This window comes from Stenotrophomonas sp. Sm6012 (assembly GCF_030985895.1).
Lineage (GTDB): Bacteria > Pseudomonadota > Gammaproteobacteria > Xanthomonadales > Xanthomonadaceae > Stenotrophomonas > Stenotrophomonas forensis.
On record NZ_JAPTFX010000012.1, the window covers coordinates 1 to 17,211 of the forward strand.

The 17,211-nt window shown below is 67.7% G+C and carries 13 protein-coding genes; 5 read left to right on the forward strand and 8 right to left on the reverse strand.

The features are described 5' to 3' along the window. Positions 1 to 11: 11 nt before the first annotated feature. Positions 12 to 1,142: an HlyD family secretion protein gene (locus tag O0J73_RS04000; RefSeq protein ID WP_308308084.1), complete on the forward strand. Its 1,131-nt coding sequence runs from the start codon at positions 12 to 14 to the stop codon at positions 1,140 to 1,142. Positions 1,143 to 1,249: 107 nt separating this feature from the next. Here O0J73_RS04000 and O0J73_RS04005 read toward each other — a convergent pair whose 3' ends face one another. The 7 genes from O0J73_RS04005 to creB all read right to left on the reverse strand — a co-directional run bounded on the left by O0J73_RS04005 (position 1,250) and on the right by creB (position 9,143). Further along, a complete protein-coding gene (locus tag O0J73_RS04005; RefSeq protein ID WP_004150412.1) occupies positions 1,250 to 1,741 on the reverse strand; it encodes a Fur family transcriptional regulator in 492 nt (163 codons plus the stop codon). 34 nt (positions 1,742 to 1,775) lie between these two features. Further along, on the reverse strand, positions 1,776 to 3,179 hold the full coding sequence (gene gltX, locus O0J73_RS04010; RefSeq protein WP_006426024.1) for a glutamate--tRNA ligase: 1,404 nt from the start codon (positions 3,177 to 3,179) through the stop codon (positions 1,776 to 1,778). Between the two features lie 153 nt (positions 3,180 to 3,332). Continuing rightward, positions 3,333 to 4,889: a M20/M25/M40 family metallo-hydrolase gene (locus tag O0J73_RS04015; protein WP_197563134.1), complete on the reverse strand. Its 1,557-nt coding sequence runs from the start codon at positions 4,887 to 4,889 to the stop codon at positions 3,333 to 3,335. Between the two features lie 242 nt (positions 4,890 to 5,131). Then, the gene (locus O0J73_RS04020) at positions 5,132 to 5,542 is read right to left on the reverse strand and encodes a hypothetical protein (protein WP_006426005.1); all 411 of its coding nucleotides are present in this window, start codon (positions 5,540 to 5,542) and stop codon (positions 5,132 to 5,134) included. Between the two features lie 10 nt (positions 5,543 to 5,552). Then, positions 5,553 to 6,872: a cell envelope integrity protein CreD gene (gene creD / locus O0J73_RS04025; RefSeq protein WP_308308069.1), complete on the reverse strand. Its 1,320-nt coding sequence runs from the start codon at positions 6,870 to 6,872 to the stop codon at positions 5,553 to 5,555. A gap of 81 nt (positions 6,873 to 6,953) precedes the next feature. Further along, positions 6,954 to 8,414 carry a two-component system sensor histidine kinase CreC gene (creC, locus tag O0J73_RS04030; protein WP_006426003.1) on the reverse strand — a complete coding sequence of 487 codons (1,461 nt, stop codon included), beginning with the start codon at positions 8,412 to 8,414 and terminating at the stop codon, positions 6,954 to 6,956. Positions 8,415 to 8,417: 3 nt separating this feature from the next. Then, positions 8,418 to 9,143, reverse strand: a complete 726-nt coding sequence (creB, locus tag O0J73_RS04035) for a two-component system response regulator CreB (protein WP_197563132.1) — start codon at positions 9,141 to 9,143, stop codon at positions 8,418 to 8,420. A gap of 35 nt (positions 9,144 to 9,178) precedes the next feature. Between creB and rlmJ the strand changes: the two genes are divergently transcribed. The 4 genes from rlmJ to O0J73_RS04055 all read left to right on the forward strand — a co-directional run bounded on the left by rlmJ (position 9,179) and on the right by O0J73_RS04055 (position 14,880). Continuing rightward, on the forward strand, positions 9,179 to 10,036 hold the full coding sequence (gene rlmJ, locus O0J73_RS04040) for a 23S rRNA (adenine(2030)-N(6))-methyltransferase RlmJ (protein WP_006425982.1): 858 nt from the start codon (positions 9,179 to 9,181) through the stop codon (positions 10,034 to 10,036). 95 nt (positions 10,037 to 10,131) lie between these two features. After that, complete coding sequence (locus O0J73_RS04045) at positions 10,132 to 10,677, forward strand: GNAT family N-acetyltransferase (RefSeq protein ID WP_004150340.1); 546 nt, start codon at positions 10,132 to 10,134, stop codon at positions 10,675 to 10,677. Between the two features lie 75 nt (positions 10,678 to 10,752). Beyond that, positions 10,753 to 14,217 (forward strand): transcription-repair coupling factor, encoded by a 3,465-nt coding sequence (gene mfd / locus O0J73_RS04050; protein WP_197563229.1) that lies wholly within the window; start codon positions 10,753 to 10,755, stop codon positions 14,215 to 14,217. Positions 14,218 to 14,262: 45 nt separating this feature from the next. Then, on the forward strand, positions 14,263 to 14,880 hold the full coding sequence (locus tag O0J73_RS04055; RefSeq protein ID WP_197563231.1) for an HD domain-containing phosphohydrolase: 618 nt from the start codon (positions 14,263 to 14,265) through the stop codon (positions 14,878 to 14,880). 171 nt (positions 14,881 to 15,051) lie between these two features. Here O0J73_RS04055 and O0J73_RS04060 read toward each other — a convergent pair whose 3' ends face one another. Continuing rightward, positions 15,052 to 17,145: a M13 family metallopeptidase gene (locus O0J73_RS04060; RefSeq protein ID WP_197563233.1), complete on the reverse strand. Its 2,094-nt coding sequence runs from the start codon at positions 17,143 to 17,145 to the stop codon at positions 15,052 to 15,054. Positions 17,146 to 17,211 lie beyond the last annotated feature (66 nt).

The window sequence follows — 17,211 nt, forward strand, 5'->3', positions numbered from 1 at the left end:
GCCCCGACGACATCGACGCCGACAACGTCACCCCGCCGCCACCGACCGATGCGGCGCCTGCGCCCACACCCGCGGCGCCGGCGGCCGCGCCGAAATACCTCAAGCCCAGCGCGCGCAGCGTGGTGGTGATGGTGGTGGTGGCGTTGCTGGGGATCGCGCTGATCCTGCGTGCCTGGCACCTGTGGCCGTTCACCAGCAGCGTGATGGTGACCGACAACGCCTATGTGCGCGGGCAGATCACGGTGATGGCGCCGCAGGTGAACGGCTACGTGACCGAGGTGCTGGTGAAGGACTTCCAGCATGTGAAGAAGGGCGAACCGCTGCTGCGCATTGATGACCGCATCTACGCACAGCGCGTTTCGCAGGCCCAGGCCACGCTGGACAGCGCGCGCGCGGCGCTGGCCAACTCGGACCAGTCGCAGGCGCAGAACCGTGCGCAGATCGCTTCGGCACACGCCACGCTGTCGGCGGGCCAGGCCGAACTGCAGCGCTCGCGCAACGAGGCCCGGCGTTACGAGGAACTGGCCGCGCAGCAGCTGGTGTCGATCAATGACCGCGACAAGTTCCGTACCAGCCAGGCCTCGGCGCAGGCCAGCGTGCAGCAGGCGCAGGCGCAGATCCGCATTGCCGAGGAAACGTTGGTATCGACCCAGGTGGCACGCAAGAGCCTGGAAGCGCAGGTGGAGAGTGCGCAGGCCCAGCTGGAACTGGCCCGCATCGACCTGGCCAATACGGTGATCCACGCACCGCGCGATGGCCAGATCAGCGAGGCCAGCGTGCGCGTGGGCCAGTATGTGGCCGCCGGTTCGCAGCTGCTGTTCCTGGTGCCTGACACGCTGTGGGTGGTCGCCAACTACAAGGAAGGCCAGACCTGGCAGATGGCGATCGGCCAGCCTGCCTCGTTCTCGGTGGACGCCTTCCACGGCCAGGTGCTGAGCGGCCGCGTGGAGGAGATCGCGCCCGCCACCGGGTCGGAGTTCAGCGTGCTGCGCCCGGACAACGCCAGCGGCAACTTCACCAAGGTGGTGCAGCGGCTGCCGGTACGTATCAGGATCGACGGGGAGCAGAAGCTGGCAGCACAGCTGCGGCCGGGCATGTCGGTGATCGTGCGGGTGGATACCGCGACCAAGCCGATGGACTAGGGTACAGGCCCGGTTGCGCGATATGAAACGGGGTCAGATCCCTTTGCCAATGGCGAATGGATCCGACCCCGCTCCTATGCCGGCCAGCGGCCGGCACTACCGTTGCGTTACCCCGCGCAGCGGGCGCAGAGCCCGTGCACTTCCAGGGTCTGTGCCTGCGGCTGGAATCCCAGCTCCTTGGCGCGCTTTTCCAGCTGGGTGACGATTTCGCGGTCTTCCAGTTCCACCGCGCTGTGGCAGCTGTTGCAGATCAGGAACGGCACCGAATGCGCCGCGCTGCTGGGGTGATGGCAGGCCACGAAGGCATTGACCGATTCCAGCTTGTGCACGAAGCCGTTGGCCATCAGGAAGTCCAGCGCGCGGTACACGGTGGGCGGGGCATCGGCGCCCACGCCCTTGCCGTTGCGCACCCATTCCAGCAGCTCGTAGGCCTTGACCGGCTTGCCGGCCTCGGCGATCAGCTTCAGTACGTTGGCGCGGATCGGGGTCAGGCGCAGCCCGCGTTCGCGCGAGACACGCTCGACCACCGCCACGAAATCCGATGCGTCGTGGACGTGGTGGTGCGGGGCGGTACAGGCAGTGGCGGTCTTGGCGGGCATGCGTGTTCTCCGGTTCGGGCCTGGCAAGGATGCCTCAGGCCGTTGCTACCTTGGTGATGGCCACATCGATGCGTTTCAAGGCCTGCTCGCGGCCGGCCAGGTACACGGTCTGGGAAATGTCAGGGCTGACCTGGGTGCCGGTGATCGCCACGCGCAGCGGCTGGGCGACCTTGCCCATGCCGATTTCCAGCGCAGCCGCGGTGTCGTGCAGGGCCACGCCGACCGCTTCGGCGGTCCATGCCGGCAGCGCTGCCAGCAGTTCGCGGGCCTTGCCCAGCGCCACCTCGGCACCGGCCTTGAAGTGCTTGGCCACCGCCGCTTCGTCGTAGACGGTCAACGGCTGGTACCAGACCACCGCGCTCTCGGCCATGTCCTTCAGGGTCTGCACGCGGTCACGCAGGGCGAACACCACGTCCTCCGGCGCCGGGCCGGCGGCCAGGTCCAGGCCCAGCTTCTGCAGCTGATGGACCAGGTGCGGGGCGACCGCCGCGGGGGCTTCGCTCTTCAGGAACTGCTGGTTGACCCAGCCCAGCTTGGCCATGTCCAGGCGCGAGGCCTTGGAATTGCAGTCCTTCACGTCGAACAGGTCGATCAGCTCCTGGCGGCTGAACAGCTCCTGGTCACCGTGCGACCAGCCCAGGCGGGCCAGGTAGCTGAGCAGCGCGTCGGGCAGGTAGCCGGCGTCCTTGTACTGCATCACGTCGGCCGCACCGGTGCGCTTGGACAGCTTGGCGCCCTGCTCGTCCAGGATCATCGGCATGTGGCCGAACTTCGGTACCGGAGCACCGATGCCTTCGTACAGATTGATCTGGCGCGGAGTGTTGTTGATGTGGTCGTCGCCGCGGATGACCTCGGTGATGCCCATGTCCCAGTCGTCCACCACCACCGCGAAGTTGTAGGTGGGGAAGCCGTCCGGGCGGAAGATGACCATGTCATCCAGCTCGCTGTTGGCGATCTCGATGCGGCCCTTGATCAGGTCGTCGAACACCACCGTGCCTTCCAGCGGGTTCTTGAAGCGGATGACGCGGTTCGGGTCATCCTTGTACGGCAGGCCCAACTCGCGCGCGGCACCGTTGTAGCGCGGCTTTTCCTGCCTGGCCATGGCGGCTTCGCGCATGGCATCGAGCTCTTCGCGGGTTTCGTAGGCGTAGTACGCCTTGCCGTTGGCGATCAGCTGCTCGGCCACTTCCTGGTAACGGGCCACGCGGTCGGTCTGGTAGATCGGGCCCTCGTCGTAATCCAGGCCCAGCCACTCCATTGCCTCCAGGATGGCGTCGATCGCGCCCTGGGTGCTGCGTTCACGGTCGGTGTCCTCGATGCGCAGCACGAACTCGCCGCCACGGTGGCGGGCCTCCAGCCAGCAGTACAACGCAGTGCGGGCACCACCGATGTGCAGGTAGCCGGTGGGACTGGGGGCGAAGCGGGTGCGGCAGGTCATGGAGGGCTCGAGGAACGGGAATCCCCCGATTTTACCAGCCCACCGCCCCCGACGGAAAAAGGGGACGGAGGGGATTAAGTCGCGATTGCCGAGCCGATGCGGCGACGGGCGGAAAGCGGAGGGGAGAAACGACTTAATCCCCTCCGTCCCCTTCTATGGTTCAGCCTTGCGCGGGAACGGCTGCTCGCGCATGGCGGCGTTGTAGGCGAACGAGGCGACGATGGCCGCGGCCTGCTTCAGGTCTTCCGGTTCGGCGTGGTCCCAGGTGTCCAGATGGCTGTGGTGGACATTGGTGAAGTAGTCCAGACGGTCCTGGATGAACTGGAAGCCCGGCAGGCCGATGCGGTCGAAGCTGATGTGGTCGGTGCTGCCGGTGTTGCGGGTGGCCACGGTAGTGGCGCCCACGTCATGGAACGGCGCCAGCCAGGCTTCGAAGATCGGCATCGCCGCCAGGTTCTCCTGCGCATAGATGCCACGGAAGCGGCCCGAGCCGTTGTCCATGTTGAAGTAGACCTGGAACTTGCTGTAGTCGCGGGTCTTGCGCAGCGCACCGGTCGGCTCGCGCAGCGAGGCCGGCAAGGCCTTCTGCGCCGCGTCGGTGGGCTCCGGGAACTGGCCGAAGTGCCTGGCCACATAGGCCTGCGAGCCGATCAGGCCCTGCTCCTCGCCACTCCACAGCGCCACGCGGATGGTCCGCTTCGGCTTGGCACCGGTGGCCTTGAGGATGCGCATCGCCTCCATCATCACCGCCACGCCGGCGGCGTTGTCGGCCGCGCCGGTGCCGCTGTGCCACGAATCCATATGCGCGCCGATCATCACCACCTCATCGGGCTTGCTGCTGCCGCGGATCTCGGCCAGCGTGTTGTAACCGGGCTGGTCGGCTTCATCGGTGAAACGTGCGGCCACGTCCACGCGCAGGCGCACGGTCTGCTTGGCCTCCAGCGCGCGCACCAGCGGGTTGAAGTGCTCGCTGATCATCGCCAGTTCCGGGATGCCCACCGATTCGCCGGCCTTGCGCGACCCACCACCGGCAACCCGGATGATGCCGTTGTCCCAGCTGCTGATGCTGATCGAGGCCAGCGCGCCTTCTTCGACGAAGAACGCATTGACCTTGCTCGCCAGCGTCTGCCGCTCCTGGTACTCCTTGACCCGCTTGGCGCGCTCGGCGGTGGCGTCCTTGTCCTTGGGCAGGGTGAATTCCTGCAGGCCCTCCAGCGAGGTGGCGTCGTGCCGATGCGAATCGGGCTCGGTGCCGCGCTTGTACTCGCGCGCCTCACCCAGCAGCAGGATCCTGCCACGCAGCTTGCCGCGGTACTTCTCGATGTCCTCGGGCTTCTTGATCGCGACCTGCACCAGTTCACCTTCGACCGGGCCGTTCGTCCCCGGTGTCCAGGCCTTGGGCAGCGCATGCAGCGGTTGGATGCGGTCGCCCAGCATTTCCACGCTGGCCGAGGTGAACTCCCAGCCACGGCCGAAATCATCGAAGGCTTCGTCGTGGACGTTGTCCAGCTTCCAATCGTTGAACTTGCCGCGGGTCCAGGCGTTGGCGCGGCCCATTGCCGGCGAATTGGTCAGGCGCGGGCCGATGCGTTCGGTGAGGTAGCTGAAGGTAGCCATCACCTGCGAACGGTGGAAGGCCTCCTGGCGGATGCGGCTGACCATGTCCAGGTCCACCGACTCGCGCTGCTGCGCCCCTGCATTGCCACCCATCGCCAGCGCTACCGCCAGCACGCCCCACTTCAGCCCGCTCCACTTCAACACGCCGCACCCCTGCCCTTCGGCTCGATCATCAACCCGTCGAGTCTAGCCAGCAGGGGCGCGGCGATACCGTCCCATCGGTCATGGGCAGGAGCATGCGAACCAAGGTTCACACCCACAGGAGAGTGGTTGGTTCGCACCCACAGGAGAATGGCCACACAGGAAAGTTGTTGGTTCGCATCTCCCAAGCCACCTCATCCACTCCAGCCCAGCCACAGCTGCGCCCGCGCCGGCAGCAGCAGCAACCAGTGCCGCCGGTCGATGCTGCTGCAGCCGTACACCGCCGCGTGTGCCGGCCAGTCCTCCGGCAGGCCGCCGATGCCGATCTCGCACAGCGCTTCCGCTCCGGCCTTCCATGGCCGGTAGCGCGGCACCCTGCCCGCCAGCGCGCCGCGTCCCTGCCGCGCGCCCTGCAGCCACGCCAGCCCATGATCCTGCAATCCCTCGCAGGTGACCGCGGCCAGCTGGAAGCGGACCAGGCCGGGGGCGATCCGTGCCCCCGGCAGGGCAGCCAGCACGCCATGTGCCTGCAGCAGTGCATCCACTTCCAGCAGGGCCGGAATGCCCTGCCGTGCCCGTTGCCGCAATCCGTGGCGCCAGCCCATGGCGAACTCCTTACTTCAGCTCCGCGCCAAGCGCGTACCAGTCGACCCGGCGGGTCACCCACATCGCCAGCGCCAGGATCACGAACAGCAGCAGCGAGCCCATCAGCAGCGCGTTGTTCTCCGACACCAGCAGCCCATACAGCGCGCCATACAACACGGTCAGCAGCGCGGCAAAGCCGAGGCCACGCTTCCAGTGGCCCAGCACGTTGGCCAGGTACACCGCCTGCAGCCCGATGCAGGCCACGGCCGAGACCAGGTAGGCCTTCCAGAACGCGATGTGCTCGGACAGGCTGATCAGCAGCAGGAAGAAGATCGCCAGCGCCAGGCCCACCATCAGGTACTGCAGCGGATGGATGCGCAGCGACTTGATCAGTTCGAACAGGATGAAGCCGACGAAGGTGAGCAGCACGAACAGCACGCCATACTTCGAGGCGCGGTCGGCCTGGGTATAGGTGTCTACCGGATCGACCAGCGACACGGTCACCGCCTGCGAATCGATCGCGCCGTCGCTGCGCAGCTGGCGCTGCGCGTCGGACGCCAGCGAGGACACCGCCCAGCGTGCATCGAAGCCCTGTGCATCGACGCGCCGCTCGTTGGGAAGGAATGCACCACTGAACGACGGATGCGGCCAGCTCGAACGCAGCGCGATGCGGGTGTCATCGCCCACCGGCACCACCGACAGCATGCGGCTGCCGTCCAGGCGCAATTCCAGTTCGACGGTACTGGCGGCCAGGCTGCCGCCCTGGTCGCTGGCGAACCCGGCCACGGGCGCATGCAGGCCGCGACCGACTTCGCTGGCCGCTTCGACGCCCGGCAGCAGCCGCAGCTGCTTTCCGTCCACGCGCAGGTTGGGCGTGCCGACCAGCCCGCGCACATCGGAGACACCCAGCGCCACATACGGCTGTCCGTAGCTGCGGCCGGCCTTCACCGGGTAGTCGTCGACGGCGAAGGTCGCCTTCAGCTGGCCGTTCCAGCTGTACACCGGCACCTTGAACAGGCCGACTTCGCGCTGGCTCGGCAGCATCTCACCGCCCACTTCCAGCGTGGCCGGCATCTGCAGCCAGTGGCCTTCGCTGACCTGCACCTCGGTCTTCTTGTTGCCCTTGGCGTCGACCACTTCGACCTGCTGGCGCTCCACCCACGGCACCACCCGCACCGGCCCGACCAGGCGCTGTACCCCGGCGCGGCTGTCGGCAACCCGCGAAAAGGCCTCGTCGCGGTATGCGCTGCGCTCGGTGATGACCCCACGGATCATCATCAGTGGAACCAGCAGCAGCAGGATCAGCCCGTCGACAATGGCGAACCGCAGCAGCATTTTCAGGGATTTCATGGTCCATCCTCGTTGGAGAGGGCTGCAGGATGGACCGCTGCAGTGAGCAGGGTTTGTGGCGAATTTGAAGCGAGTGTGAAGTCAGCGCCGCGGGCGCTGGCCCGGCACGCTCAACGGCAACCATAGGCTGGCCACGGTGCCGCCGCCGTCACGGACCTCGACGCTGGCACGGCCGTCATGCAGGCGCGCGACCTCCTGCACGAACGGCAGGCCCAGGCCCGAGCTGCGCCGTCCACTGGCGGGGCGCGCCAACGAATAGAAGCGCTCGAACACCCGATCGCGCGCATAGTCCGGAATGCCCGCACCGCGGTCAGCCACCTGCAGGTGCACGCCCTGACCGTCCACCTCGGCCTGCAGCGCGATCTCCGCGCCGGCCGGCGAGAATGCGATGGCATTGTCGATCAGGTTGTGCAGCGCCTGCCGCAGCAGGTAGGCATCGCCCTGCACGGACAGGTCGGGCGCGCTGCCGATGCGCACCTGTACGCCCGCCGCCTGCGCGCGCACCTGCGCCGCAGCCGCCGCCTCGGCCAGCAGCACCGGCAACGCGATCGGGTCGCGGGTCTGCAGCCAGCCATGCTGCTCCACTTCGGCCAGCGCCAGCAGCTTGTCGATGGTCTCGGTCAGCCGCTCCTGCTGGTCGACGATGCTGCGCGCGAAATGCACGCGGTCGGCCTCGGGCAGTGGTTCCTGCAGCAGCTCGGCGGCACCGCGGATCGCCGCCAGCGGGCTCTTCATCTCGTGCGTCAGTGATTGCACGTACTGCTCGACGTAAGCCTTGCCTTCCAGCTTGCGGCGCATGGTTTCCAGCGCCTGGCCGAGATCGCCGATCTCGTCGCGGCGGCGGCGCGGCGGCGGTACCGGTTCGCCGGCGGTAACCGCGCGGGCATAGCGGCTGAGCTGGCCCAAGCCGGTGGTCAGCCACATCGTCACCAGCACGCCGACCAGCGCCGACAGCCCGATCAGCCAGGCCCCGCGCTCGATGATGGCGCGCTGGCTGGCGGCGATGAACGGATCGATGCTGCGGTTGGGCTGGGCCAGGCTGAGCACGCCGATCAGCGTGCGCCCATCGGCCGGGTCATACACCGGCGCCGCCACGTGCATCACGGTATCGCCTTCCTCGCCCGGTACCTCCGGGCTGGAACGGGCGCCATACTCGCCGCGCAGGGTGCGGTAGACATCGTTCCAGCGCGAGTTGTCGCGGCCCAGATCGCGGCCCAGCGAGTCGTAGATGACGATGCCCCGGGCGTCGGTGATGGTCACCCGGTAATCCAGCGAGCGCTTCGGGAAGCGCCAGACCATCGCCTTCAGGTCGCGCTGCCGCGCCTTGGCCAGGTTGCGGGTGAAGCCGCCGCTGCGGATGGTGCCGTCCTTGACGTCGGCGGCGGCCATCTCGGCCAGCACATTCGCCGCATCGACCAGGGTCGACTCCATTGCCTGGCGCACACCCGGTTTCACTTCATTGACGAACACCCGCATCACGAAGAACGCGGCGATGCCGGTGATCAGGAAGAAGCCCAGGAACAGCTTCAGCACCAGGCGCATCGACTAGACCTCCAGCGCGTAGCCGAGGCCACGGTGGGTGCGGATCGGATCATCACTGGCACCGGCCGCACGCAGCTTGGCGCGCAACGTCTTTACATGCGTGTCCACGGTACGGTCGGCGCTGTCGGCGCTGCTGTCCCAGCCGCGATCCATCAGCTGCGCACGGCTGAGGATGGCGCCCGGGCGTTGCAGCAACGCCTCCAGCAGCGCGTATTCGTAGCGGGTCAGGTCCAGCGCGTGGCCCCGGAAGCGGATGCGGCGGCCGTCGCGGTCGATGGCGAAGGCGCCGTGCTGCTGCCAGCCCGCATCGGCGCTGCCCGCTGTCGCCAGCGGTACGGCACGGCGCAGGCGAGCTCGCACCCGCGCCACCAGCTCGCGCGGCGAGAACGGCTTGGTCATGTAGTCGTCGGCACCCAGCTCCAGGCCGAGCACGCGGTCGACCTCGTCGTTGCGGGCGGTCAAAAAGATCACCGGCAGCTGCGCAGCCGGGCCCGGCTGTGCGCGCAGCCGCCGACACACCTCGAAGCCGCCCAGATCCGGCAGGCCCACGTCCAGCACCAGCAGATCGATACCCCCGGCCTGCAGACGTTGCAGGGCTTCGCTGCCCAGCAGGCAGTGGCTGGCGGCGTAGCCTTCGCTGCGCAGCGCGTAGAGCACGGTTTCGGCGATGGCGGCTTCGTCCTCGACCACCAGGACATGGGCAACAGGAGCTGTCATGGCGCGCAGCATAGCCGCTGCGGCCGCCGCCCCGTACACTGCCGCCCATGAACTATCGCCACGCCTTCCATGCCGGCAACCACGCCGATGTGCTCAAGCACATCGTGCAGCTGGCCCTGATCGACAGCTTCAAGCGCAAGGACAGCCCGTTCTTCGTGCTCGACACCCACGGCGGTGCCGGCCGCTACCTGCTGGCCAGTGAAGAGAGCCGCAAGACCCTGGAGGCCGAGTCCGGAATCATGCGGCTGATGGCCCAGCCCAAGCTGCCGGAGGTGGTCGAGCGCTACCTGAAGGCCGTGCAGGCCGACAACCCGGTCGGCGCACTGACCAACTACCCGGGCTCGCCGCTGCTGAGCGCACAGGCGATGCGCGCGCAGGACCGCATGGCGGTGTGTGAGCTGCAGGAACCCGAAACCGCCACGTTGAAGGCCCTGTTCGCCCACGACAGCCGCGTCGATGTGCGTCCGGGCGATGGCTACGCGCTGCTGCGCTCGCTGCTGCCGCCGAAGTTCAACGGCAGCAAGATCGGCCGCGGCCTGGTGCTGATCGACCCGCCCTACGAGGCCCAGGACGCCGAGTACCAGAACATCCTGGCCGCCCTGGCCGAGACCCTGGCACGCTGGCCGCAGGCCACCTGCGCGGTCTGGTTCCCGATCAAGCAGCGCCGCACCATCCTGCACTTCCTGCGCAAGGCCAGCGCGCTGCCGGTGAAGTCGGCGATGACCATCGAGTTCCTGGTGCGCCCGGACGACTCGCCGCTGCGCCTCAACGGCAGTGGCATGCTGCTGCTCAACCCGCCCTGGCAGTTCGATCGGGTGGTCGGGCCGGCCCTGCCGGCGCTGCGCCAGCACCTGGGCGAACCCGGTGCCAGCACCCGCCTGGATTGGCTCAAAGCCCCCGAATAACGGCCTTCACGAGGCTGTACCGCCGTGAGCCTTTCGTTCACGGAATGCAGCCCCGGTGATGCCACAATCGATGGACCACCAAGGAATCACCCGGTATGGCCACTCGCAACCGCATGCCGCCCTGGCATGAGATCTTCAAGGCTCCCAGCGGCCACGAGCTGCTGATCCGCCCCATCCGCCCGGAAGATGGCGCGCCGCTGCAAGCAGCGTTCAGCCTGTTCGGGCCGGAAGAAATCCGTGATCGTTTCCTGCAGGCGGTGACCGAGCTGTCGCCGGAAACCACCCAGCGCCTGACCCACCCCAATCCCAAGACCGAGATCACCCTGGTCGCAGCCGAATCCCTGCCCGCTGGCGAAGCGGTGGTCGGCGCGGTCGCCCGGGCCTCGATCATCCCCGGTACCCGTGAAGCCGAGTACGCGATCCTGATCAGCCGCTTCCTGATCGGCCAGGGCCTGGGCCGGCAGCTGATGCGCAAGCTGGTGAAGTGGGGCCGCGGCAAGTACCTGGACCGCCTGTACGGCGATGTGGCCGCCGAGAACGAGCCGATGAAGCAGCTGGCCGCCTCGCTGGGCTTCAAGCCGGTGCCGCACCCGACCGGCGCCGAGGGCCTGGTGCGGATGGTGCTGGAGCTGGACAACTGAAGGATGCGCCGGGCCTGGCCTGGCGACGCACTACCCGACGGGGTTTGATCGGGCTTCTGCTAAAATCCGGGGTCCATGTCGCGTACCTCATACCCCGCCCCGCCGCTGCCGCGCGCCGGCCAGCTCCGCGCCTGGTGGCGCGCCCCCGCATCGCCGACCGCCCTGGCCTGGTACCTGGCCCAGGCCGCGCGTGCGCACGACGCCCCGCTGCTGGTGATCGCCCGTGACAACCACGGTGCCAACCAGCTCGAAGCCGACCTGCAGACCCTGCTTGGCGGCGACCCGGCCCTGCCGGTGGTCGCCTTCCCGGACTGGGAAACCCTGCCCTACGACCGCTTCAGCCCGCATCCGGACATCATCTCGCAGCGCCTGGCTGCCCTGCACCGCCTGCCCGCGCTGAAGCGCGGCCTGGTGATCGTGCCGGTGCAGACCCTGCTGCAGCAGCTGGCGCCACGCAGCTACGTGATCGGCGGCAGCTTCGACCTGAAGGTCGGCCAGCGCCTGGACCTGGAGGCCGAGAAGCGCCGCCTGGAGAGCGCCGGCTACCGCAACGTGCCGCAGGTGATGGACCCGGGCGACTTCGCCGTGCGCGGTGGCCTGCTCGACGTGTTCCCGATGGGTGCCGACGAGCCGCTGCGGGTGGAGCTGCTGGACGAAGACATCGACTCGATCCGCGCGTTCGACCCGGAAAGCCAGCGTTCGCTGGACAAGGTCGCGGCCGTGCACATGCTGCCCGGCCGCGAAGTGCCGATGGACGAGGCCAGCATCGCCCGCGTGCTGGCCACGCTGCGCGAGCGCTTCGATGTCGATACCCGGCGCAGCGCGCTGTACCAGGACCTGAAGTCCGGGCTGGCCCCGGCCGGCGTCGAGTACTACCTGCCACTGTTCTTCGAGCGCACCGCGACCCTGTTCGATTACCTGCCCAGCGGCAGCCTGCCGGTGGTCTGTGCCGGTGCCGGCGAAGCCGCCGAGACGTTCTGGGCGCAGACCGGCGAGCGCTACGAACAGCGCCGCCATGATGTGGAGCGCCCGCTGCTGCCACCGTCGGCGCTGTACCTGTCGCCGGAAATGCTGCGCGAGCGCCTGAACGATGCGCCGCGCATCGAGGTGTGGTCAGCCGACCACGCACGCATCGCCGACGCGCACGCGCTGGGCGACCAGCCGTTGCCGCCGCTGCCGGTGGCCGCACGCGAGGCACCGGCCGGTGATGCGCTGAAGTCGTTCCTCGGCCACTACCCGGGCCGGGTGCTGATCGCAGCCGATTCGCCGGGCCGCCGTGAAGCCCTGCTGGAAGTGCTGCAGGCCGCCGAGCTGAAGCCACCGGTGGTGGCTGACCTGCCCAGCTTCCTGGCCGGCGATGCGCGCTTCGCGATCGCGGTGGCGCCGCTGGAGGATGGCTTCGCGCTGGACGATCCGTGCATCGCTGTGCTGACCGAGCGCCAGCTGTTCCCGGAGCGCGCTGGCAGCACCCGCCGCACGCGCCGTGCCGGCCGCGAGCCGGAAGCGATCATCCGCGACCTCGGTGAGCTGACCGAAGGCGCGCCGATCGTGCACGAGGACCATGGCGTGGGCCGCTACCGTGGCCTGATCGCGATGGACGTCGGCGGCATGCCCGGCGAGTTCCTCGAAATCGAATACGCAAAGGGCGACCGCCTGTATGTGCCGGTGGCCCAGCTGCACCTGATCAGCCGTTACTCCGGTGCATCGGCGGAAACCGCGCCGCTGCATTCGCTCGGCGGCGAGCAGTGGAGCAAGGCCAAGCGCAAGGCCGCCGAAAAGGTACGCGACGTGGCCGCCGAACTGCTGGAGATCCAGGCCCGCCGCCAGGCGCGTGCCGGCCTGGCACTGCAGGTGGACCGCGCGATGTACGAACCGTTCGCGGCCGGTTTCCCGTTCGAGGAGACCCCGGACCAGCTGGCCGCAATCGACGCCACCCTGCGCGACCTGGCCAGCAGCCAGCCGATGGACCGCGTGGTCTGCGGCGACGTCGGCTTCGGCAAGACCGAGGTGGCGGTACGCGCCGCCTTCGCCGCCGCCAGCGCTGGCAAGCAGGTGGCCGTGCTGGTGCCGACCACGCTGCTGGCCGAACAGCATTTCCGCAATTTCCGCGACCGCTTCGCCGACTACCCGATGAAGGTCGAAGTGCTGTCGCGCTTCAAGACCAGCAAGGAAATCAAGGCCGAACTGGAGAAGGTCGCCGCCGGCACCATCGATGTCATCGTCGGTACCCACCGCCTGCTGCAGCCGGACGTGAAGTTCAAGGACCTGGGCATGGTCATCGTCGACGAAGAGCAGCGTTTCGGCGTGCGCCAGAAGGAAGCATTGAAGGCGCTGCGCGCCAACGTGCACCTGCTGACCCTGACCGCCACGCCGATCCCGCGCACCTTGAACATGGCCATGGCCGGCCTGCGCGACCTGTCGATCATCGCCACGCCGCCGCCGAACCGGCTGGCGGTGCAGACCTTCATCACGCAGTGGGACAACGCGCTGCTGCGCGAAGCCTTCCAGCGCGAACTGGCGCGCGGCGGCCAGCTGTACTTCCTGCACAACGACGTGGAGAGCATCGGCCGCATGCAGCGCGAGCTGTCCGAGCTGGTGCCGGAGGCGCGCATCGGCATCGCCCACGGCCAGATGCCCGAGCGTGAGCTGGAAAAGGTGATGCTGGATTTCCAGAAGCAGCGCTTCAACGTGCTGCTGTCGACCACGATCATCGAGTCGGGCATCGACATCCCCAACGCCAACACCATCATCATCAACCGCGCCGACCGCTTCGGCCTGGCCCAGCTGCACCAGCTGCGCGGCCGTGTCGGCCGTTCGCACCATCGCGCCTATGCCTACCTGGTGGCCCCCGACCGTCGTTCGATCACCCCGGATGCGGAAAAGCGCCTGGAAGCGATCGCCTCGATGGACGAACTCGGCGCCGGCTTCACCCTGGCCACGCACGATCTGGAGATCCGCGGCGCCGGCGAACTGCTGGGCGAGGACCAGAGCGGACAGATGGCCGAGGTCGGCTTCAGCCTGTACACCGAACTGCTGGAACGCGCGGTGCGCAGCATCAAGCAGGGCAAGCTGCCCGACCTGGATGCCGGTGAGGAAGTGCGCGGCGCCGAAGTCGAGCTGCATGTGCCGGCGCTGATTCCGGAAGACTACCTGCCGGACGTGCACACCCGCCTGACCCTGTACAAGCGCATCTCCAGCGCGCGCGACAGCGATGCACTGCGCGAGCTGCAGGTGGAGATGATCGACCGCTTCGGGCTGCTGCCGGATGCGGCCAAGCACCTGTTCGCCATCGCCGAGCTGAAGCTGAAGGCCAACACGCTCGGCATCCGCAAGCTGGACCTGGGCGAGAACGGTGGCCGCATCGTGTTCGAGTCCAAGCCGAACATCGACCCGATGGCGGTGATCCAGCTGATCCAGAAGCAACCGAACCTCTACGCCATGGAAGGGCCCGACAAGCTGCGCATCAAGCATCCGCTGCCGTTGCCGGAAGACCGCTTCAACGCGGCCCGCGCCCTTCTGACCACCCTCGCCCCGGGTTGATCGCCCCCCGAATACCCCGCACCGGTCCCCACCCGGTGCGGGTGGATGCCCATGTTTCCTGACGCCGTACCCGCCCCCGACCTGCTGCACGCGCAGGCCTGCCTGATCGATGCCCTCTCGATGTCGCTGCAGATGCGCGACGCTTACACCCGCCACCATTGCGACCGTGTCGGCCTGCTCGCGCAGCGCCTGGCCGCGCACTGCGACCTCGACGCCGAGGCCTGTGAACAGATCGGCCTGGCCGCCCGCTTCCACGACATCGGCAAGATCGGCATTCCCGACGATGTGCTGCTGGCCCCGCGCCGGCACACCGACGAAGAGCGCGCGATCATGCGTGAGCACCCGGTGCGGGGCGAGCATATCTTCCTGGCCACCGGCCGCAGTGATGCCGCACCGGTCGCGCAACTGATCCGCGCCCATCATGAAGCCTTCGATGGCAGCGGCTATCCCGATGGCTTGCGCGGCGAAAGCATTCCGCTGGGCGCGCGCATCGTCACCCTCGCCGATGCCTACGATGCGATGACCAGCGTGCGTCCCTATCGTGCCGCGATGGCGCGCGAGGCTGCGCTGGGCATCATCGAGAACCAATCGGGTGGCCTGGTCGATCCCTACGTGCTGCAGCGCTTCCATCGCCTGCTGGCGCTGGAGCCGGAGCTGGCCTGACTGACGCGCTGGCTGACCCGCCGGCCGACGCACGTGTATCGCGAACATCCCGCGCTGCGCGCGATAGTCAACCAGCGGTCGACGCTACCAGGCCGCCCCTCGCCACCGGGCCGGCAAACAAAAGGCCCGGCTTTCGCCGGGCCTTTCGCAATACGCATCACGTGCGATCGGTTACCAGATCACCACGCGCTTGTCGTCGGCACGCACCATCGCGTCGCCGGCCTTGCACTGGAACGCGGCAGCGAACGACGGCATGTTCGACGGCGCACCGTTGGCACGGAAGTTGGCCGGGGCGTGCGGATCGGTGTTCAAGCGCACGCGCAGTTCACCGTCGGTGAAGTTGCGACGCCACACGGTGGCCCAGTTCATGAAGAAGCGCTGGTCCTGGCTGTGGCCATCGACGTCGACGTTCGCCTTCGGGTCTTCCTTCAGCGCCATCTGCAGCGCGTCGTAGGCCACGGTCAGGCCGCCGAGGTCGCCGATGTTCTCGCCCAGGGTCAGCTTGCCCTTCACGAACACGCCCGGCACTGACTCATAGCCGTCGAACTGCGCGACCAGCTGGTCGGTGCGCTGGGTGAAGGCCTTGCGGTCGGCGTCGGTCCACCAGTTGTCGAAGTTGCCGTTGGCGGCGAACTGGCTGCCCGAGTCATCGTAGCCGTGCATCATCTCGTGGCCGATGACCGCACCGATGCCGCCGTAGTTCAGCGCCGGATCGGCCTTGGCGTCGAAGAACGGCGCCTGCAGGATTGCCGCCGGGAACACGATCTCGTTCTTGGTGGCGTTGTAGTAGGCGTTGACCGTCTGCGGGGTCATGCCCCACTCGGTCTTGTCCACCGGCTTGCCGATCTTGTCCAGCATGTAGCGGTAGTTGAACGCACGCGCCGCCTGCATGTTGCCCAGGTAGCTGTCGCCATTGGTCTGCAGGCCGGCCCAGTCACGCCACTTGTCCGGGTAACCGATCTTCGGGGTGAAGCTGGCCCACTTTTCCAGTGCCTTCTTCTTGGTCTCTTCGCCCATCCACGGCAGCTGCTCCAGGCGCGCCTTCAGCGCTACCGAGAGATTCTCCACCAGGTGCTGCATGGCCACCTTCGACTCGGCCGGGAACACCGCGTCGACGTAAAGCTGGCCCAGCGCTTCACCCATGCCGCCGTTGACCGACTCCAGCACGCGCTTCCAACGCGGCTGCATTTCCTTCTGGCCACGCAGGGTGGTGCCGTAGAAGTCGAAGTTGGCCTTCTCGAACGAGCTGCTCAGGTACGGCGAAGCGTCATCGATGGTGTGGAAGCGCAGGTAGGCCTGCCAGGTGCTGGCTGGCACGTCGGCCAGCATCTTGTCCATTTCACCGAAGAAACCCGGCTGGGCCAGCGAGAACTTCTGCGCGGCCGGCACCTTCAGGGTGTCGAACAGCGCGGTCCAGCTGAAGTTCGGGGTCAGCCTGTCGGCGTCGGCCGCGCTGAGCGGGTTGTAGCGCTTGGCCGGGTCACGCATTTCGATGCGCGACATCGAGGCCTTGGCCAGGCGGGTTTCGAAGGCCATCACGGCCTTGGCCTGCTCGGTGGCCTGTGCAGCATCCACGCCGGACAGGGTCAGCACCTGCGCGATGTAGGCCACGTAGGCATCGCGGATCTTGGCCTGCGCGTCGTCGAAGTAATAGCCCTTCTCCGGCAGGCCGAGGCCGCCCTGGCCGACGTAAGCGATGACGTTGGCCGAATCCTTGTAGTCGGCATTGGCAAACAGCGAGAACAGCACGCCCTTGCCCTCAGCCTGGCTGTCGCGCAGGTACTGGGTGATGGCGGCGGTGTCATTCAGCGCGGCGATCTTGTCCAGCTGCGGTTGCAGCGGCGCCAGGCCTGCGGCTTCGATCTTCGCTTCGTCGTTGCCGGTCTTCCAGATGTCACCGATCTTGGCTTCCACCGAGCCGGCCTTGGCCTGGCTGGCGGCGGCCTGCTGCACCAGCGCGTGCTGCACTTCCAGCGAGCGCTCGCGCAGGATCTCGAAGCTGCCCCAGGTAGTCTGGTCGCCCGGCACCGGGTTGGCCTTCAGCCACTTGCTGTTGACGAAGCCATTGAGGTCGGTACAGGCCGAAATGGCCGGGTCCAGATCGGCGCTGTTGAGCGAGATCAGCGGCGTCTTGATCTGCGACTGATCGAAGGCCGGCTTGGCATCGGCAGTGGCGGCCGGTGCGGTTTCGTTCTTGCCACAGGCGGCCAGCGAGGCGGCGATGGCGATCGTCAGGCCCAGCGGGACCAGATTGCGGACGTTCATGAGGCTCTCCTGCGGGTAATTCCACAGGGTAGCCGGGGAGGCCCGCGGCAGGGACCGGCCAAAGGT